Source organism: Nostoc sp., assembly GCF_036916975.1.
Classification (GTDB): Bacteria; Cyanobacteriota; Cyanobacteriia; order Cyanobacteriales; family Nostocaceae; genus Nostoc.
This window is the reverse complement of sequence record NZ_JBALFF010000008.1, coordinates 36486-55108: the sequence shown is the minus strand read 5'-3', so window position 1 is coordinate 55108 and position 18623 is coordinate 36486. Positions and strand designations below refer to the sequence as shown.

Genomic DNA, 18623 nt, shown 5'->3' with positions numbered 1-18623 from the left:
CACAGTTTACCTAGCTTAAGAAGCTGCTTCAGTTTCAGTTGCTGTCCCAGCATCTTCAGCGCTAATTTGTGGTGGCAAAACGCTCACAACAAGTCGCTCTAATTCAGCTAGAGGTGTTACACCTTCAGGAAAGGGTATATCACTGATACTCAAGCTGTCTCCTATTTGCATGTTAGAGACATCGATTTCAATTACATCTGGGATGTTTTCTGGCGCACAAGTGACTTGCAATTCGGTGATTACGGTGTCTAACACCCCACCTTCTTGTTTAACACCAACAGCAGTTCCTACAAAACGCAGCCGAACTTCTACAGTGGTGTCACCGTGGCCAGCAACCGCGAAAAAGCTGAGGTGGTAAGGCGTACCTTTTGCTGGATGGATTTGAAGTTCCCGCAGCAAGGTTTTGCCGCGCCAAGGTACATCACCAATATTTAACTCAATCAATGTATTGTTGACTGAAGCTCTTTTGAGCAAGCGTTCAACAGTTTTAGCATCAATCGTCAAAGAAATGGATTCTGTACCCTTATGACCATACAAATTGGCAGGGATGAGTCCAGCACGGCGCAAAGCTCTTGGCTTGCTACCTTCTGCACGTTTTTGAGATTCGACTGTAATAGCCATAAAAGTTGTTAATTGTTAATTAGAGTTTGGAGTTAGGAGTTAGGAGTTAGGAGTTAGGAGTTTGGAGTTTGGAGTTTGGAGTTTGGAGTTGGGAGTTTTGATTGAATTACTCATTTTTAACTCTTTAACTCTTAACTCTTCACTCTTAACTCTTCACTCTTAACTCCTCACTCTTAACTAAGCACTGAGTGGGGTAGCAGGTGTGCCGTCGGCGTGCAATAAAGCACGTTTGGGCCCGTGGATGGGGTCTTCTACGATTATGGTTTGATCGCGGCTTGCTCCTAGTGAGACGATCGCAATCGGGACTTCCATTAATTCAGCGAGGAATTTTAGATAGTCCAGTGCTTGCTGTGGCAAGTCTTCCAGGGTGCGGCAGTGGGTTGTTGACACTTTCCATCCTGGTAAGGTTTTGTAGATGGGGCGACATCTAGCAAATTGACGAGAACTTGTGGGGAAGTGTTCGCTGCGATCGCCATCTATGTCATAAGCTACACAAACTTGGATTTCCTCTAATTCGTCGAGGACATCTAGTTTAGTGAGTGCCATACAATCCATACCATTAATCCGCACGGCATAGCGACCGATGACGGCATCAAACCAGCCACAGCGCCGTTTGCGTCCGGTGGTTGTGCCAAATTCTGCACCGCGATCGCACAACAATTCTCCCAATGGTCCATCCAATTCTGTGGGAAATGGCCCTTCTCCCACCCGCGTTGTGTAGGCTTTCGACACTCCAATTACCCGATCAATCATTGTCGGGCCTACCCCTGTACCAACGCAAGCCCCCCCAGCCACCGGATTAGAGGAGGTGACATAGGGATAAGTTCCATGATCTAAGTCCAAAAGCGTACCTTGTGCGCCTTCAAACAAAATATTCCGCCGTCGCCCAATCGCATCGGATATTTTTAACGATGTATCAATAACGTAAGGGCGCAACCGTTCTGCATATCCCAAATACTCCTCAATCACCTCTTTTGCATTTAGAGGCGGCAAGTTGTAAAGCTTTTCTAAAATGACGTTTTTATAATTAATCGTCCACTCCAACTGCTCACGTAACTCATCGGGGTTCATCAAGTCTAAAACCCGAATGCCTGTACGTTCAGATTTATCAGCATAAGTCGGCCCAATGCCCCGACCTGTTGTGCCGATCTTATGGCTTCCCCGTCGTTCTTCCGATGCCTGGTCAATCAAGCGATGATAAGGCATGGTTACGTGGGCTGTCTCAGATATCAGCAGGTGGTCAGTGGAAATATTTAGTTCTTTTAGTTGGTCGATTTCTGCAATCAAAATCTGTGGATCGATGACTGTTCCACAGCCGATAATGCAATCGGTATTTGGATACAAAATACCAGAGGGAATCAAGTGTAGCTTAAAGGTCTGACCTTTAACTACAATCGTGTGTCCAGCATTGACACCCCCTTGGTAACGAACCACAACATCTGCCGAACGGCTGAGTAAGTCAGTTATTTTACCTTTTCCTTCATCGCCCCATTGGGCACCTATGACAATGACGTTAGCCAAGAGCTTAAATTAAGAAGTAAAGTTTCCACAAACTACAATTAGTAACATATTTTCGGAATCATGTCAAACTTTTTCTAGAACTAGCTAGTACAGCACGGCGTAAATAGAGCAACCATACTTTAAATAATTCGTAATTCGTAATCACGCTCTCTACGAGACGCTAAAAGCGAGGGCGGACTCGCTAACATTACGCTATTTTACGAGTTTGGCTGCCACGTTGGGTAGTTAGACTTGGCTTTTAATTATTGACGGAGGTTATTGTCGGATTATTTCTTTCACCTTTTAAGTTAACAATAGCACCGGGGTCTGTTTGAGTTAAACCGAACTTACTACCCTTATCGAAGACAACACCGCTATAATTAGCACTCGTTCCATCGGCTCTAATGAAGGATGCTGTAAAGCTACAATCAGTTTTTACATGGTATGTGCCTTTAGTGGCAACATTGGTTGTCACGGTTCCTGCAACACTTTTAACCAGAACAGTTCCTGTGATTTTTCCAAAGCTATCAAAGGTGTCTAAAGCATTTAATGCATAAGGCTGAGTCTTATTCAAATATCCTCCACCTTGAATTTCAAAGGCTCCTTGTAAACTGCTATTTGTACATGTTGGGCTTAGTCCTATTACTGGACCACCAGGTTGTATTTGAGCATGTGCTTTAGGTTGTTGGCTATTCAGAATAACTGAAGTGCCGAATGCTGATGAAATACAAAGCATTAATGTCGCCAAAGATTTAAATCTTTTCATTTGAAGTCTGTCTTATAGAAAAAAATTGCCTACCTAAGTTAGATAACTTGTGCAGGCAGTTAAAATTATGCCATGAAGCGCCACATATAATAATTAAATTTAGTAACATCAAAAAATGTGAGAAAATGATTTTGTCATTTTTTCACATTCAATCGCCTGAAAATTCAGTAGCAAAGTTGTGCTTTAGTACAACTTGTTCGAGCTTCTTTTGAGTGAATTTGGATAGCTTGTTACGCTTGAGTGCTAAATGTGCGCCGACAGTGCCGAGGACGAGTAAACTAAGAATAGAGGTGGGTTCCGGGATGGTGATTATGGTTGCAGAAAAAGTAATGGGTAATTCAGTATCTTGCAGAGTGAAATTAGAAGCAACCTCAAAATAACCTGGTGTCGGCAAAGAACTAGTAAAATATGTATTATAATATTTTCCTCCCAAAGTGGAATACCCAAAACCGTTATCTGTTAACTGCGGAGTATCAAAACTAATTAAATTGTCAACATTAAAAGGTTCGTTTCCTGGTATTGCAGTCCCGGTGGGTTGCAGACCAGTAATTGTTTCACCATTCTGTGTACCAATAATTCCAGTAATCGCGTCAAACCCGGAATTGTTAGGGGTGTCATTGGTGGTGAAAGTACCGTTCGCGGCTATGCCAGTACCAGAAGAATTCCAGTCCCAACTTAAAGCAGAGGCAGCTTGCATTCTCCCAAAAACTAAGCCAGATGTAATGGCAAGGGCTGTGGCAGATAGTACAGCTAGATTTTTCATGGAGATAGCGGATCTTGTAAACGGTTTCTATGCGATTATACAGAAACGTTGGCCGATCGCTAAGTTGAAGTTGATTTGTTGAAGCTAATTATAATGTTTGTTTATAGTTGCTTTGCTCCCCAACCTGATAGACCCTTCTATTTATTAGCAAGTTAACTGCTGCGAACCATCAAAACCAGCAGGGATTTCTTTGCTGGAGCCGAAAATTAGTAACAGGCTCAAAATGCTGCAACAAGAAATTTTTCTCAGACAAAACCAGGGATTTGAAGCAGTTCGGCAACAAATCTTATCTGACAAAGACAAGCAAAGTAGCAAAGAAATCCAACAACTTATTCACGGCTTTTTAGAGGTAGAGTAAAATTTATTACAGCAGGGAATGCAGCAGTCGCAAGCAAGTTCTCAAAAGGCGATAGTCACATTTTTTATCGCTGCTATTGTGGATTTAGTGCTGGTGACGCTGCTGTATGACTTGTTGTAGCGTTATATCAGGCAACTTCAGCAGACAGAACTAGCCCTACGGCAAAGCGAAAATCGTTTACGAGCGATGATAGATGCAGAACCAGAATGCATCCAGTTAATTGCCGGCGATAGCACCCTTTTAGAAATTAATGCAGAAGGGCTGGCAATGATGGAAGTGGAAAGTGCTGATGTATTAATTGGTAAAGCTATTGATGAGGCATGGTCTTAATTTCAATCCGCAATAGGGATTTTAGTAACTTTCAAGCGTTTCAATTTCTATGAAAGATAAGGTGTTTTGCAACATTATAGCACAGATATATGCTACAATTTCATTCCCTCTATTTTGCATGTGTAGACATTCCAAAATTCAATCAAGTTTTGCGGTACAATGTGCAATTGTTCGCCGCGATCGCATAACGTCCTGATAGCATTAACGGCATCCGAGTTCATTGAATGGCTAAGGTTTAAATGTGAGGAGAATCAAACTACTGGCTTTGATATTAATTAGTTTGGCAATGGTATTGTGGGTTAATTTGCATTCCTCAACACCGTCAATACCAACTGTTGCATCTTCACCACCAAAAACTATCCGTTACTTCGAGCGCACTTTGCCCCAAAGCATCGCTCACATTCTGTTGATTCCAGCTAATAGCAAATTTTTGGTAACTCCTGCACTATCACAAAAAGTAGCCACCGTAGAGGAATTTGCCCAAAAGCATCAAGCCGTAGCCATCTTGAACGCAGGTTTTTTTGACCCAATTAACCAAAAAACTACATCTTATGTCATCTTACAAAGAAAGTTGGTTGCTGACCCCAAAGAAAACGAGCGATTGGTGAATAATCCCAACTTAAAACCTTACCTGAGTCAAATTTTTAATCGCACAGAATTTCGCCGCTATTTATGTGGACAAACTAACCGCTATTCGATTGCTTTACACAGTCAATCACCACCAGCAGGTTGTCAGTTAGTCGATGCTATAGGCGCAGGCCCAAGCCTATTACCAGAACTCACTTTAGCAAAAGAAGGCTTTGTAGATAATGCCACCAAACGAGATGCACTTGGCAGCAACCAACCCAACGCCAGAACTGCCGTAGGTATTACCCGTGATGGCAGCATTATATTAGTTATGGTGGCTCAAAAACCCTCTGCTCCCACTAATTCTGGAATATCTTTGCCAGCATTAGCTCATTTTATGAAAACTCTTGGTGCTGATAAAGCGATGAATTTTGATGGGGCGAGTTCGTCTTCACTTTATTACAATGGCAAAACCTTTTACGGGAAGGTTGATTTGGAGGGAAATTCTATCAAGCGTCGTGTGAAATCAGTTTTGCTGGTTCAGGAAAACTAGTTAAGCCTACTAGTTTTAAACGCTATCTAAGGGAGTAAGTCTTTACTTTCCGCTTTCCGCCGACTGCGAAAACCCTGTCTTCCATTAACTTGGTCAAAAAGGACATCGTATTTATCAAAAAATGCGATGCCAGTATTTACAAATATAGTCAGTTCTGACTGTGGTGAAATATTCAAATTCCAGCGATTAAATCCGTCGCGGGTTCCTGGTGTCAGGCTGTAATCAAAAATGCCATTGATTGCTAATTTCAAAGCATTTGCTGAACTTAATACTCCTGGTTTGAGTTTAGCTGCTGTAGAAGCTGATTTGAATTCAGTCAAACCATTAATAGTTCCAGTATCAGTAATCATTGTGCCATTACAAGAATTTTTAGCAGAACTCCCAGCAAGAGTTAGACAAACTTTGCTCAGTTGAGAGTCCCATATATTACCAGGTACACCATTAATTTCAGGTTGTTTACTCCAAGCAGCCATTTTGAAATCTGCTTGATTATCAGCAGTTAAACCGAGAATTAAACTGCCATTCTTGTTATTACCACCATTTCCAATCACGATAAATCCGTTACTCAGATTGCCTGGTAATTTTCTCAACGGATTATAGAGAACTGACTTTTCAAAATAGTTGACACCGATAATACCGGAAAATGGCACACCACTCTTTGCTGAACAATTAGGCTTTTGGGCAGTACATTGACGATTAGTAACAATCTGTACCGGAATGGGTTCTGCGGTGGGAAGCAAACCAAATCGGATATTAGTATAAACTAATTCGCCCTCCAAAATAGTACCATCACTTAATACCTCCTTGATATTTTGCCCGGTTCTGCGGATAGGGGCATTACCTAAAAACTCTTTGGGAACTCGCAGCCCTGCTGACCCTGTATCTAATAAGATACGTCTTGGTTGACCACCTGCGATCGCCATTTCCAAAAAATACCCGCGAACCCGTTGACCGAGGGAAGGTTTTGTGTATAAAGGTAGGGATATAGTATCAAAAGTTGGCTTGCGGGGTGTATTTTGAGAGATATCGCGCAACGCTGAATTTGGAAAAAGAGCCGCAAATGCTGACTGTCGTTGTGCTGCTGGTTCAGGCGCGAAATCCCAAAGGCTTTCGTAGTAGAAAAAACCGATACCTAAACCGCGTTGTTGCACTGCTTCTACCTGGGATTGAATTTGTGCTATCGAAACTGAGCGATTTCGTAACCCAGCCATAATACCAATACCAGTTGGGATGACTTGTTTTGTTTCTAAAATTTCTGGGCGGTTAATTTGAGCAATAAAACTTTCTAAATCATTACGGTATACTTGCATAACCAACTCATCGACAATACCCAACCGTACCCAGTTGAGCCAATCTTGCAGTTGCAGCTTGTAGGCGAAATCATAATAATTAGGAGCAAGTGAGAAAATAGCATTGGGTTTTCTAGCTTTCACAGTTTGGTGGAGGTCTACCATGAACGCAGTGATTTTATCTGCTCGCCATTTTATCCATGCTGTGGCTTGGGGATTGGGTGGGGGAGGATTGCCAGTTTCTTGAGTATATAGACTAATTGTGTATTTATCGTAACCAAAATCCACAGGTAAACTGGTATTGTCGTCAAATTGAACGCCATCAGCATCGTATTCAGTAATGACTTCCATCACGAGTTCGGTGATAAACTTTTGCACTTCCGGGTGAAACGGATTCAACCACGCTACTTCACCCGCAGCACTAATTGAAGTTTGAGTCTTATCAACCTTTTGTGTCAGCCAATCTGGATGCTCTGATGCGAGTTCCGAACTTAGGGGAACCATGAAACCAAATTCAAACCAAGGTATTACTAGTAAGCCTTGTCTGTGGGCTTGGCTGATTATGTCTGCAATCACATCTTGTCCATCTGTTCCCTTGAAGAAAAAGGGAATACCCATTTTTTGCATGATGGCGCTGGGGTAATATGTATAGCCATCGTTCCACACTACTGGATAAATAGTGTTAAAGTTTAACTGCCGCAGTTGGCTCATGGCTGCAACCACCTTTGAGCGATTTCGGAAAACGCTAAAATCGTTACCACTGAGCCACACTCCTCGAATTTCTTGACGAGGTTGAGGAGATAGTTGGGCAACGCTAGGGGCAAAGCTATTGAGTAGCAATACCGCAACGAATGATATTAGACATAATAATGGCAGCAGACGCTTCTTTAAAAGCCACCAACCTTGATGAATCAAAGGCGATGTCTGGTGAGCTGCAATACTAGATGCTTTGCGTAGCTTACTGCGACATAAAAGTAAGCCTCTACGTACAGGTTTAAATAGTAAGTTAGTTAGAGTAGCATTAATTTCTATGGTTTTTTCCCAGAACTGAGTTGTCATTATTTCTACTTACTAAATTAGGTTAATTGGTTATATTTCATTCCATATCAACGTTGAATTGCTGCACCAGGAAAACTGATACAGTAATTTAGCTGCAAGATGGTTGACGCAGTTATAGGGTTAGTGGTGCCAAATAGAAATGTTTCAAAGTAACCTGTAATATATTTTTGCTGCTCTCATACCAATTTTAAAAATGATTGCGACAGATAAAGAGAGAAAAACCAGAGACACTAAGCAGTTTCCAATCCAAAATCTAAAATCCAAAATAGTATCACGCCTACCCCTGGTAAATTTTTTTGCATAGCACCATTCCTCTTATTGAAATTAAGTCACAATGATAATAGGCAATCATAGAGGGTGCTGTTATGTCTGGTATAATTCAAACTGTTCGGAACTTGTTCCTTCGTCTTCAAGGCTTGTTTGATATTTTATTCCAAAGTGTTTCCAATTTTTTCGGAAATTTCTTTGGTTTTTTTGGCAACCTGTTTGGATTCAATAGCTCTGGTTATTTCTTGGAATCTAATCAGGATCAAGGTATAAAACAAGCTTCTGCAAAAGAACCAGTTGAAACGAATCAAGATAACACTCCTAAAATTTCCGCCACTACCCGCCGTCGTCCTAATGCCAAAATTGACGACTACTTTCTCAATATGGCTCGTGATGTGAAAAAGAATTAAGGAACTCCAAGAAATAATTTTTTAACGAACTATGTTCAGTTTAAGTCAAGAGTCTCTACAGGCAGCGCCAATTGAACGCCTCAGCTAAATCCCCCGAAGTTTTATAAACCCAAACCGTCCCCACAACAGCACTCAACTCTACGAGAGGCTTTGTGCGAACGTCACAAAACGTAATTACGAATTACGAATTATTTAATATCTACTATAAAGAGCAATGTCTACGACGGGCTATTCGGTGTCGCCTCACACTCTCGATTTAAACCGAGTTTCGGAATAGGCGAGGATTTTCGTGAATTGGTATCACTATCCCAATCCCCAACTAAATGATTATGAATATCAAACGTCGGGAATTTATCACAACCTGTGGACTAGCTACACTAGCCACCCAGATACCATCACTTACTGCTGAGGGTAAGCCATCTCCAAACACCACCCGCAAGCCGCCCCGCCTGCAAGTTGGCGATACTGTAGGATTGATTTCTCCTGCGGGTATCGTTGACGCTAAAGACATCAAAGCAGCGCAGCAATCAATTACACAATTAGGGTTAAAAGTCAAGCTAGGAAAGCATATTTTAGACCGTTACGGCTATTTAGCAGGTAAAGATAGCGATCGCGCCCAGGATGTAAACTTGATGTTTAGCGATCGCACCATAAAAGCAATTATTCCCATGCGTGGTGGTTGGGGTTGTAATCGCATTTTACCTTTACTCAACTACTCGCTAATCCGCTCTCAGCCGAAAATTATCATCGGTTACAGTGATATTACGACGCTGTTGTTAGCAATTAATGCCCGTAGTCAAATGATTACTTTTCATGGGCCAGTTGCTACGTCTACCTGGAATCAATTTACAGTCGATTACTTCAAGCGCATCCTATTTAATGCTGAAGCTGTAACTATGCAAAATCTCAACCCTAGCGAAGTGCGGGTGGAGACAATAGCACCGGGAAAGGCGAGAGGTAAACTTGTGGGTGGAAACTTGTCAGTTTTATCAGCAATGGTAGGTTCACCTTACCTACCTTCTTGGAACAAAAGCATTCTGTTTGTAGAAGAAGTTGGCGAGGATGTTTATCGTATAGATAGGATGCTGACGCAGTTAAAAACTGCTGGGATACTTAATCAAATTGCTGGCTTTATCTTTGGCCAATGCACTAAATGTAGTCTTGGAGATGAACCCTCATTTACATTAATTGAAGTATTGCAACAACACATACTTCCTTTAGGTATTCCTGCTTGGTACGGCTCAATGATTGGTCATATTAAGGATAAATTTACTTTACCAATCGGTGTAGAAGTCCAAATCAATGCTGAACTTGGGACAATACAAATGTTAGAGGCGGCTGTTAGTCTTGTCTGAAGAAGGCAAGAGGTTAGAATATAAAAATAGTGGCTCACATTTTATCTAATATGTAGGGGCAATACCCTGCCTTAAGCCGCTCGGCGTCTACATGAATTGCCCCTACAGTAAATCAAGGCTTTCACTGCCTTGAAAGCGTAAGTCCTAATTATCTATGGGGGAATGCTTTATTTTTTGCAAGTCCCCTAACACCCCTTAAGGAATGTCTAACTTATCACCATCTCATAATATGTCAGTGTTTACAGAGGTGGTTCGATCAATAATCTCTACTGGGAGTGATTGGGGTGAGTGAGTTTCAACACTTTTCCTCATACCAACATCTTCAGTTTTCGCTTGCTTATTATCTGCAACCAGCCGTTCATCTAATCCTACGCCCTGATTACTAGCTGGTTTGACCTCTTGGGCTGCACCCTTTACTGCATTGGCTGTATCTTTTGCTGCATCTTTGAAAGCTGGTTTGACTTCCTCAACTGTCTCCTTAACAGAGTCCGCTACATTTTTAACGGCTGGCTTGACCTCTTGGGCTGCACCCTTTACTGCATTGGCTGTATCTTTTGCTGCATCTTTGAAAGCTGGTTTGACTTCCTCAACTGTCTCCTTAACAGCGTCCGCTACATTTTTAACAGCTGGTTTGACCTCTTGGGCTGCACCCTTAATTGCATTGGCTGTATCTTTTGCTGCATCTTTGAAAGCTGGTTTGGCTTCCTCAACTGTCTCCTTAACAGCGTCCGCTACATTTTTAACGGCTGGTTTGACCTCTTGGGCTGCACCCTTAATTGCATCAACTACAGATGGCTTGGTTTCCTCAACTGTCTCCTTAACTGCCTCTACTACATCAACAACGGATGGCTTCACTGCTTGTGCTGTATCTTTGGCGACTTCTGTTACCTCTTCTACAGAGTGGTTAACAGTCTCAGCTATACTCTTGGCTGCATCTACTATACCTTCAACAGAATCGTGAACAGCTTCAGATGTACCCTTGCCAGCCAAAGCGCCTGCTACCGCGCCCGCGACAGCACCAACTACACCTCCAACTCGACCACCAACTATACCACCAATCGCTGCACCAGCTATACCAGCACCAATGCCTGATCCTGAAGATTGAGCATCGGTTTGCTCTTGATCGGGGTCGGTATTTTCGTCATACTTATCTGCTTGTTGCTTATTCTGAGTCATAATCATCGTCTCCTTTATATTTGTAGCGTCCAGACAAAGGACTATGTGTATCAAGTTTGGAAATGCTTACTTATGACGACCAAACCATTTAGAGGCGATCGCTCCTAAAGCTGCTCCGACCATTGGATTACTGAGAAACTTTAGAATCGCTGGTTGTTCAGCCATTACTTCGTGGAAGATGTCAGGATGGCTATGATATGTGAAAGATGCCACCTTGCTGAGGTCATCTGCACTTATGTGGTTAGGGTTGTGGGTAGAAAGTCCCAAATCTCGCTCCAGATGGCGCTCGTCTAGACCTCTTTGCTTTAAGTGCTTGAAAAATGCCCGTGCAACATCATCCCGTTCGTTAGGCTTAATCTGAGCGATCGCTTTTTGGAGTTCTGGCTCCAGCTGGCTTGGTGGAATGCTGTTATGGTTGAAAGATTGACTAAATAATTGCCGACGTTGATCGTGAGATGAGCGCTGGGCAAAATCGTCAAAATTTTGGTATTCCTGAGTTGGGTCAGATGAAACATCATCTAAAGACTCTGTATTACCGTGAGCCAACTCGTTGAGAATTTCGCGTTTATACTTGTCACTGCTACTCATTTTAAATGTCTCCTCTTGTACTTACAATCAACTGAATTAATTCCGGTTTTTCCCAAATTTTGAGTCATTATTTATACTGAATCTGCTTAGATTGCACATCATACTGAGCCGTCAAAATCAGTTTTTTGTCTGGTGCATACATCAAAACTTTTAAGTCTTGATTCGGGAAATTTTGGTGAAAACCTTGGAGCAAGGATTTTGCTAATGGTCGCACTTCGGTCGGACGAACTTGAGGCGCAATCACGACACCTAACTTATTGTTGTCACGTACATAAGCATCTTGGACAATTCCCTTGGCTGTAGCGACAACCCAGTTCCCAAAATCTTTACCCTGTACACTGTTACCGCGTGACAACAAGTCATAGTCATCACTATGACTGATTCCAGGCGGGAATTGAGTTGGTTGTTTAGCTTGAACAGTACCACTACAAGCGGCAGTCGTTGTTAATACTAATACCAATACTAAAGCTGTTAAAACCCGACGAAACTGTTGAATTATTTTCAATTTAACCACCTCATCTAAACTAATGACTCTTTTGCAATATCAATCTATTGAAAGTATTTTGAGTAGAATAGCAGGACTTACGCAAACAATAGCCGAAACCCTTATTTTCGCGTAGGGGCAATTCATGAATTGCCCCTACGGCGTGTACATTTGCGTAAGTCCTAAGTAGCTAGAAAACCCACTCCTACTAACTCAAAAGCAATGACCTTTGTAGTTTAAGTAGGTTAACCCCGGTCAGTTTTATTCTCTATTCGAGTTCCATCAGTGTTAACATCTAATTCTTCGCGTCGAATCGTTTCTTGACCTTCAACGGTTTCTTTGTCTACAACTTTCTGCACTTTGACTTCTTCTCGCAAAAAAGCTTCCTTATGGATGTCTGCAACTTCTTCATAGAGGTCTATATGCGCTACCTCGCCCTCGGCAAAGTCAGTCGCACCAGACACAACTTTCCCTGTGTCTTGAGAAGTCACTCGCTCAATCACGACTCGCTCTTTTTCCACCGGAACAGCAACTCTTGCAGTTTCGGTTTCAACACGCTTACTAATCGCTACTTCTCCGCTTTTTCGGCGCTGTTTATTAGCAACTAGCCTTTCTTGGTAAAGTTTGAAGGTTTGATCTTCGTGAGCGCTGACATCATACAGATCCGCGTCGTGTGCGTAGGTGTAGCTGTCAGGACTTGGAGTAGTGCGGCCAACCGTCGAGCCTAGCGCAGCTGAACTTTCTACAGACGGTGTACGATATCCTCCACGCACCTGTTCTTCATAGTCGTAGTCAAGTGTTGTATGCTCTTGATATTCGGGTAAATTTTCCGCTTGCTCTCTTGTTATACCAACGACATATACACGGTTTGCTGTAGAGTCAATACGCGATTTACCTACTGGTAGTAAGACTTTTTTGCCAAAAATCCAAAAGCCGATGTCAACAATTAAATACCGGAATGCTCCTTGGTCGTCTACTACAGCATCACTTACTGTGCCAATCTTCTCATCAGTTCCCTGAACATACACAGCCATTCCTTTGATGTCATTGCCTTCAATAGTATTATGGTAGTCTGCATCAAATTCACTTATTTTCTGGAGGGGCATTATTTTATTCCTTAAAATTTTCCTGTGTGTCTCTTATAAATTACACAATTTAGTTTATATAAATCTTCTGTCCGAGGATTGACTTCAATCATATTGATATTTCATCAATCGAAGTAATTAAATATAGTTTTATAACCCAAAAGTATGAGAGAGGACAAGGCTTTTAGTATCAATGTATTACTCTGAATGAAATTGATTATAACTAAATTTTTATAACTTTTGTGACTAGTTTCTAGCATTTGTGTGACTACTTACTAGCAATACAAATCAAGTCTAAATTTAGCTAGATCGATACATACCATCAAACCTAGCTAGTTTAATATGTTTATTAATACCTTACACTTAAATCACATATTCTCACATTTTTAAAGATTTATTGCCTTCAGTTGTAATGCTTGCTTTATCACTCTTGTTGAAAACGAACTTATTCCAAAAGATTGATGATAAGTAAATCTAAAAATGCCTAAATATTATTAAAGTCCTAATAAATTCGCAAACAAATATTTACCTGTGCTGCTAAGGAGCAATAAGGAAAAATAATTGACTTAAGTGGATATCAGGGTGCTATAGGCGTATTTACTCATCATCGAGATGCGGAATAAGCGCTGTATAATTTGATAAATTGTGGCTAAGTGTAAACTTTAGAACTGCTCTCATTGCAGAAAATCAGGAGATAATTATGGATACAGAATTACAGCAACAGCAGTATGTCGATGCTGCCTCCCAAAACCAGATAGAAGCACTTAAAGGTTCAGAGTCTGGAAACCTAGCAATGTTACCACCCGCCTCGGAAAATGAAGAACAATGGCAAAAAATTGGTAGAGAGATTTCTATATTTTTGGCAAAACTACCTGAGTACATAGGTAGTTTCTACCAAGAATACAAACTACCAATTATCAGCTTTGGGTTGCTTGTCATAGCAGTTACGGCACTGAGAATTTTTCTAGCGGTACTCAACGCAATAAATGATATTCCCCTAGTTTCTCCATTTCTCCAATTAATTGGACTTGGTTACACAATTTGGTTTACTTTCCGCTATTTGCTCAAAGATTCCACTCGGCAAGAATTTACAGCAGAAACTCGCTTGCTTAAAAAACAAATTCTAGGCAGAGAAGAATCAGAGACTTTAAGCTAACTAAAGTATAGTGGCGAATACAGTGTATTTGAACTTTCGGTCAAGTAAAACTCGGCTTTTTACTTGACCATTGTATAGAACTGTAGACTTTTATACCATGTCAGCTAAATTAGCAGGAAAAGAAAATGTATGATCAAGACAAATAGATTAGCTTCGCTGACAACAACAGTATTTCTTTCAACATTGCTAACAGTCCCGCTGCTTAATAGCTGCGGCGGAGGTTCCAAAAATGCTGCGCCACCTCCAATTGACGATAGTGTTGGTAGAAATTTAAATAATAGCGCCCCCGTAAATCAACCCCAAGCTAAGAGGGGGTTAAGTACAGGGCAGAAAGTGGCAATCTTAGCAGGAGCTGCTGGACTTTTCTACCTCTACAATCAGCGAAAGAATGCCCAAGGAACGGGAGCGCAGGGGAAATACTACCTTTCTAAGAATGGGCGTGTTTACTATCGAGATGCTCAACGTCGCCCTGTCTGGGTAACACCGCCACAAGAGGGCATTCGTGTTCCACAGGAGCAGGCACAACAATACCGGGACTTTCAAGGATATAATAACAGTCCTACAGGGCGAGACTTAAGGGGTTTGGGTGAAGGTACTGTTCCAACAAATTAATTTTTGTACATATTATAAATAGATGGCGTTTCGTCATTCTATTTTTTAATAGAAACTTTTTTCCATATATCAGGAATCTGCACAAGAAGCCTTTAGTCGGATGTCAAGACAAGAAGCTAGCGAAGGCCCCTATGGAGATCCCTGTGACCAACAGTACCGCTAGTAACGTCAAGCAGCAAAGCTGCAATTCGTAATTACAATCAGTGAAAGCTTGCACTCATCACTGATAATTATGGTCAAGTAAAAAATCAGTTTTTTTACTTGACCAATTTTTATTAGATTGGTATAACCTAGTGTCAAATATCTTGCATTGTTGATGGTTGTTTAAAGCGACTCAAAGCGGCTAAGAGTTATATTCTAGCAAGGTCAAGTAGAAGAAACTCAGCTTTATTTCATCATTGTAAATTACCTACGTGAGCAGCGGATTTGTAGAAAAATGAAACAATTAGCAAAAACATTATATAGTAAACTTCTGCATCTATTTCACCAGGTAATGGGAATTACCATTTCCCATAATCCAAATCAAAACGAAACTAATGTTGCTGTTGGTGAAGAATCTCTGGAAGACCCAAATACTCAATTATCAAAGCAAATTATTCTTCAAGACAGAGGTAATATAAATAAGCAAAACTTACTATTAAATTACCAGTATCCAGTAAAAGATCAGCAATTCCAAAAAGCTTCTTTATTTCCTGATAGTAAAACTAATGTTGCTGCCTTATCGCTACTTTTGCATGGAGTTGCTGAAGTCTTATCTCAAAAAATGAATTTGTCATGGAAAAGTCAAGTAAATAATACTTTTAGTTACGCAAAAGAAGCTGAAACTGGAAAAGGAAAAATCTTTTATTATGTAACAGATAATCCCGAAACTCCACAACCAGAAACTCTTGCAGAAGAGGCAGCTTTAGTTGTTATAGACCAATTTGATCCAAGGGCTTGTGCTATTCACCTAATTTACTGTGCCTTAGTAGCTAGCCTAGATAAACCTTGGTCAGGCAATTTTGTAATTGATGATAAGCAACTACTTGAATACACAGGGCTTGTTAAACGCAGGGACTTATGCAAGCATGAAAAATTGAGTATTTTGTACCAGTTATTACGGCAACCTGCTCAGGTACTAGCTTGTATTGCATCGCCTAAACAGGGTAAAGCAGGAGCTTTTACTGTTGCTGATTTAAAGATTTGGGACATCAGCATAATACGAGATTTTGAAACAGATAAAGCTGGCAATAACAAGCTAGTGGGTTTAAAAGTGATAGGTCAAGCTGGAGTATGGACAAAATACTTCCTCAACAAATCTAAATACGACTACCACACTGGAATTATTACCAAGAAAACCGTACAGAAACTATTTAGTATTGGTAAACAAAATGCTGGCGCGGCTAGAATGCTAGTTTGGCTAACCTTCCAAATCCAACCGGAATTCCAGGATTGTGTAATAGGCAAGACTCTGATGGAGATTGCTTACGGTGCAGAGAAAGTGGCAACAGCAGAGCAAGACAGACAGCTTAGACGGCAAATGGCTGATGATTTCGAAACTGACTTGAAAGTTGTCAAAGAAGCCGGATGGCAAGCAGAACTGGAAACAGGCCCAGCTTGGTTAACAAGCAGCACAAGTGCTAAAAGACCTATAGGTTACTGGAATCAAATACTTAATTCTAGATGGCGTTTTCATCTACCAGCAGAAGTACAGGAACGCTTGACCCTGGACTCGAATCACCTAAGTGCAAACAATATCCAGCCTTTATCAGGTAATGTCATTAGAGAAGCGAGAAAAGCAAAAGGCTGGTCTAGAGCATTTTTCGCTACAACGATGGGGAAAAGCGTTTCCTGGGTTGATGCAGTCGAGACGGGTACACGTCAGATTTCTCAAAAGGACTTGCCCAAGTTGCTCAATACACTGGAACTGCATCTTAACAGGTATTGATTTCAAGTAACATACTCCGACACTGTAGCAAGCATACAGTCTATGCCTCTCAGTGTCGGCAGAAGGCAGTATTCGTCCTGCCTTCTGCCTCTGTTGTTAATATTTTGATAGACAGTATGAATTTCTCCTCGCTATGTTACGACTAACTGAAGTAAAGCTCCCGCTTGATCATCCTGAAGATGAGATAAAGACTGCCATCCTCAAAAAGCTGCAAATCACGGACGAAGATTTGATCAGCTATTCCATCTTCAAGCGTAGCTATGATGCCCGTAAGAAAGGAGAGATCACCCTTGTTTATATTCTGGATGTAGAAACGACTCAGGAAACTCATCTACTTAAGCGCCTGAAAAAAGATCCTCATGTGATGGTCACGCCAGACATGAGTTATCGCCCAGTGGCACAAGCACCGAGCAATTTGGCGATTCGCCCCATCATTATTGGTACTGGGCCTTGTGGATTATTTGCGGGTTTGATGCTGGCGCAAATGGGCTTTTGTCCGATCATTTTAGAACGTGGCAAACAAGTCCGCGATCGCACCGTCGATACTTTTGGCTTTTGGAAGAAAAAATCAGACTTCAACCCAGAATCTAATGCCCAGTTTGGTGAAGGTGGGGCGGGTACATTCTCCGATGGCAAACTCTACAGTCAGGTTAAAGATCCTCAGCATTATGGACGCAAAGTACTAACCGAACTCGTGAATGCCGGAGCCTCACCAGAAATTCTTTATATCAACAAACCGCACATCGGCACATTCAAACTGGTGGGAATCGTCCAAAGTATGCGTGCCAAAATCGAATCCCTCGGCGGTGAAATTCGCTTTCAAAGCCGGGTGGAAGATATCAACATCGAAAATGGACAGGTGCGGGGAGTCACCCTCGCCAGTGGGGAATATATCGCCAGCGATTATGTAGTTCTTGCAGTTGGTCATAGCGCCCGCGATACCTTCCAAATGCTATTTGAACGTGGAGTTTACATAGAGCCGAAACCATTTTCCATCGGCTTTCGCATCGAACATCCCCAGACTCTCATCGACCAATGCCGTTTCGGCACTCAAGCTGGTCATAAGCTTTTAGGTGCTGCGGATTACAAACTGGTTCACCACTGCCAAAATGGCCGTTCCGTCTATAGTTTTTGTATGTGTCCGGGGGGCTTGGTGGTTGCAGCCGCATCAGAACCGGGGCGAGTCGTCACCAATGGGATGAGCCAATACTCTCGCAATGAGCGTAATGCCAATAGTGCGATCGTTGTGGGTATCACCCCCGAAGATTATCCGGGCAATGCTTTGGCGGGAATTGACTTGCAACGGCGCTTGGAAGAACGGGCTTTTGAGTTGGGCGGTGGAACTTATGAAGCTCCAGGGCAGTTGGTGGGAGACTTTCTCAACCATCGCCCTTCTACAGCATTTGGTACAGTTAAACCGTCTTACACACCTGGGGTACATTTGGGTGATTTGAGTCAGAGTTTACCAGATTATGCGATCGCAGCCATCCGTGAAGCACTTCCTGCTTTTGACAAACAAATTAAAGGATTTGCAATGGATGATGCCATGTTGACTGGGGTAGAAACCCGCACATCATCACCAATTCGGATTAAACGCAAAGAAGATTATCAAAGTTTAAATACAGTCGGTCTTTATCCGGGTGGTGAAGGCGCGGGATACGCAGGGGGCATTCTCTCGGCTGGTATCGATGGTATTAAGGTGGCGGAGGCGGTGGCTTTAAGTATTTTGAGGAATTGCGATCGACTAAAATAGTTAT

Annotated in this window: 18 protein-coding genes; 9 read left to right on the top strand and 9 right to left on the bottom strand. The window is 41.8% G+C overall.

Annotated features, from left to right (window positions below):
• Positions 1–15 precede the first annotated feature (15 nt).
• The 4 genes from V7K73_RS01535 to V7K73_RS01520 form a co-directional block, all read right to left on the bottom strand.
• Positions 16–621 (bottom strand): 50S ribosomal protein L25/general stress protein Ctc, encoded by a 606-nt coding sequence (locus V7K73_RS01535; protein ID WP_334876498.1) that lies wholly within the window; start codon positions 619–621, stop codon positions 16–18.
• A 177-nt stretch (positions 622–798) separates the two neighbouring features.
• The gene (locus V7K73_RS01530) at positions 799–2142 is read right to left on the bottom strand and encodes an adenylosuccinate synthase (protein WP_334876496.1); all 1344 of its coding nucleotides are present in this window, start codon (positions 2140–2142) and stop codon (positions 799–801) included.
• A gap of 238 nt (positions 2143–2380) precedes the next feature.
• Positions 2381–2887, bottom strand: a complete 507-nt coding sequence (locus V7K73_RS01525; RefSeq protein WP_334876494.1) for a hypothetical protein — start codon at positions 2885–2887, stop codon at positions 2381–2383.
• Between the two features lie 148 nt (positions 2888–3035).
• Positions 3036–3650 carry a PEP-CTERM sorting domain-containing protein gene (locus V7K73_RS01520; RefSeq protein ID WP_334876492.1) on the bottom strand — a complete coding sequence of 205 codons (615 nt, stop codon included), beginning with the start codon at positions 3648–3650 and terminating at the stop codon, positions 3036–3038.
• Positions 3651–3873: 223 nt separating this feature from the next.
• Between V7K73_RS01520 and V7K73_RS01515 the strand changes: the two genes are divergently transcribed.
• The 3 genes from V7K73_RS01515 to V7K73_RS01505 all read left to right on the top strand — a co-directional run bounded on the left by V7K73_RS01515 (position 3874) and on the right by V7K73_RS01505 (position 5458).
• Entirely contained in the window at positions 3874–4008 is a 135-nt protein-coding gene (locus tag V7K73_RS01515; protein ID WP_334876490.1) for a hypothetical protein, read from the top strand.
• 186 nt (positions 4009–4194) lie between these two features.
• Positions 4195–4338 (top strand): hypothetical protein, encoded by a 144-nt coding sequence (locus V7K73_RS01510; RefSeq protein ID WP_334876489.1) that lies wholly within the window; start codon positions 4195–4197, stop codon positions 4336–4338.
• A gap of 241 nt (positions 4339–4579) precedes the next feature.
• The gene (locus V7K73_RS01505; protein ID WP_334876487.1) at positions 4580–5458 is read left to right on the top strand and encodes a phosphodiester glycosidase family protein; all 879 of its coding nucleotides are present in this window, start codon (positions 4580–4582) and stop codon (positions 5456–5458) included.
• A gap of 26 nt (positions 5459–5484) precedes the next feature.
• Here the strand turns inward: V7K73_RS01505 and V7K73_RS01500 are convergent, their stop codons facing one another.
• On the bottom strand, positions 5485–7806 hold the full coding sequence (locus V7K73_RS01500) for a glycoside hydrolase family 10 protein (RefSeq protein ID WP_334876485.1): 2322 nt from the start codon (positions 7804–7806) through the stop codon (positions 5485–5487).
• A 365-nt stretch (positions 7807–8171) separates the two neighbouring features.
• On the opposite strand from V7K73_RS01500, the gene V7K73_RS01495 reads away from it, so the two are divergent.
• Positions 8172–8483: a threonine dehydratase gene (locus V7K73_RS01495; RefSeq protein WP_334876483.1), complete on the top strand. Its 312-nt coding sequence runs from the start codon at positions 8172–8174 to the stop codon at positions 8481–8483.
• Between the two features lie 329 nt (positions 8484–8812).
• Positions 8813–9838, top strand: coding sequence for a S66 peptidase family protein (locus V7K73_RS01490; protein ID WP_334876481.1), 1026 nt, complete (start codon positions 8813–8815; stop codon positions 9836–9838).
• A 222-nt stretch (positions 9839–10060) separates the two neighbouring features.
• On the opposite strand, the gene V7K73_RS01485 is transcribed toward V7K73_RS01490, so the two are convergent.
• The 4 genes from V7K73_RS01485 to V7K73_RS01470 form a co-directional block, all read right to left on the bottom strand.
• Positions 10061–11014, bottom strand: a complete 954-nt coding sequence (locus V7K73_RS01485) for a hypothetical protein (protein WP_334876479.1) — start codon at positions 11012–11014, stop codon at positions 10061–10063.
• Positions 11015–11080: 66 nt separating this feature from the next.
• Positions 11081–11602, bottom strand: coding sequence for a hypothetical protein (locus tag V7K73_RS01480; protein ID WP_322675423.1), 522 nt, complete (start codon positions 11600–11602; stop codon positions 11081–11083).
• A 67-nt stretch (positions 11603–11669) separates the two neighbouring features.
• A complete protein-coding gene (locus tag V7K73_RS01475; protein ID WP_334876475.1) occupies positions 11670–12107 on the bottom strand; it encodes a hypothetical protein in 438 nt (145 codons plus the stop codon).
• Between the two features lie 224 nt (positions 12108–12331).
• Positions 12332–13192: a DUF2382 domain-containing protein gene (locus tag V7K73_RS01470; protein ID WP_334876473.1), complete on the bottom strand. Its 861-nt coding sequence runs from the start codon at positions 13190–13192 to the stop codon at positions 12332–12334.
• 679 nt (positions 13193–13871) lie between these two features.
• Between V7K73_RS01470 and V7K73_RS01465 the strand changes: the two genes are divergently transcribed.
• The 4 genes from V7K73_RS01465 (at position 13872) to V7K73_RS01450 (ending at position 18619) form a co-directional block, all read left to right on the top strand.
• Positions 13872–14327, top strand: a complete 456-nt coding sequence (locus V7K73_RS01465) for a CAAD domain-containing protein (RefSeq protein ID WP_334876471.1) — start codon at positions 13872–13874, stop codon at positions 14325–14327.
• A gap of 129 nt (positions 14328–14456) precedes the next feature.
• Positions 14457–14939, top strand: a complete 483-nt coding sequence (locus V7K73_RS01460) for a hypothetical protein (protein WP_334876469.1) — start codon at positions 14457–14459, stop codon at positions 14937–14939.
• Between the two features lie 436 nt (positions 14940–15375).
• A complete protein-coding gene (locus V7K73_RS01455; RefSeq protein WP_334876467.1) occupies positions 15376–16866 on the top strand; it encodes a helix-turn-helix domain-containing protein in 1491 nt (496 codons plus the stop codon).
• A 133-nt stretch (positions 16867–16999) separates the two neighbouring features.
• On the top strand, positions 17000–18619 hold the full coding sequence (locus V7K73_RS01450; RefSeq protein WP_334876465.1) for an NAD(P)/FAD-dependent oxidoreductase: 1620 nt from the start codon (positions 17000–17002) through the stop codon (positions 18617–18619).
• The last annotated feature ends 4 nt before the right edge of the window (positions 18620–18623 follow it).

What these genes read in the sequence shown, in the direction of transcription:
- V7K73_RS01535 (WP_334876498.1), bottom strand. Translation starts at nt 621, where the DNA reads ATGGCTATTACAGTCGAATCTCAAAAACGTGCAGAAGGTAGCAAGCCA.
- V7K73_RS01525 (WP_334876494.1), bottom strand. Translation starts at nt 2,887, where the DNA reads ATGAAAAGATTTAAATCTTTGGCGACATTAATGCTTTGTATTTCATCA.
- V7K73_RS01520 (WP_334876492.1), bottom strand. Translation starts at nt 3,650, where the DNA reads ATGAAAAATCTAGCTGTACTATCTGCCACAGCCCTTGCCATTACATCT.
- V7K73_RS01515 (WP_334876490.1), top strand. Translation starts at nt 3,874, where the DNA reads ATGCTGCAACAAGAAATTTTTCTCAGACAAAACCAGGGATTTGAAGCA.
- V7K73_RS01510 (WP_334876489.1), top strand. Translation starts at nt 4,195, where the DNA reads ATGATAGATGCAGAACCAGAATGCATCCAGTTAATTGCCGGCGATAGC.
- V7K73_RS01500 (WP_334876485.1), bottom strand. Translation starts at nt 7,806, where the DNA reads ATGACAACTCAGTTCTGGGAAAAAACCATAGAAATTAATGCTACTCTA.
- V7K73_RS01495 (WP_334876483.1), top strand. Translation starts at nt 8,172, where the DNA reads ATGTCTGGTATAATTCAAACTGTTCGGAACTTGTTCCTTCGTCTTCAA.
- V7K73_RS01490 (WP_334876481.1), top strand. Translation starts at nt 8,813, where the DNA reads ATGAATATCAAACGTCGGGAATTTATCACAACCTGTGGACTAGCTACA.
- V7K73_RS01485 (WP_334876479.1), bottom strand. Translation starts at nt 11,014, where the DNA reads ATGACTCAGAATAAGCAACAAGCAGATAAGTATGACGAAAATACCGAC.
- V7K73_RS01480 (WP_322675423.1), bottom strand. Translation starts at nt 11,602, where the DNA reads ATGAGTAGCAGTGACAAGTATAAACGCGAAATTCTCAACGAGTTGGCT.
- V7K73_RS01470 (WP_334876473.1), bottom strand. Translation starts at nt 13,192, where the DNA reads ATGCCCCTCCAGAAAATAAGTGAATTTGATGCAGACTACCATAATACT.
- V7K73_RS01465 (WP_334876471.1), top strand. Translation starts at nt 13,872, where the DNA reads ATGGATACAGAATTACAGCAACAGCAGTATGTCGATGCTGCCTCCCAA.
- V7K73_RS01460 (WP_334876469.1), top strand. Translation starts at nt 14,457, where the DNA reads ATGATCAAGACAAATAGATTAGCTTCGCTGACAACAACAGTATTTCTT.
- V7K73_RS01455 (WP_334876467.1), top strand. Translation starts at nt 15,376, where the DNA reads ATGAAACAATTAGCAAAAACATTATATAGTAAACTTCTGCATCTATTT.
- V7K73_RS01450 (WP_334876465.1), top strand. Translation starts at nt 17,000, where the DNA reads ATGTTACGACTAACTGAAGTAAAGCTCCCGCTTGATCATCCTGAAGAT.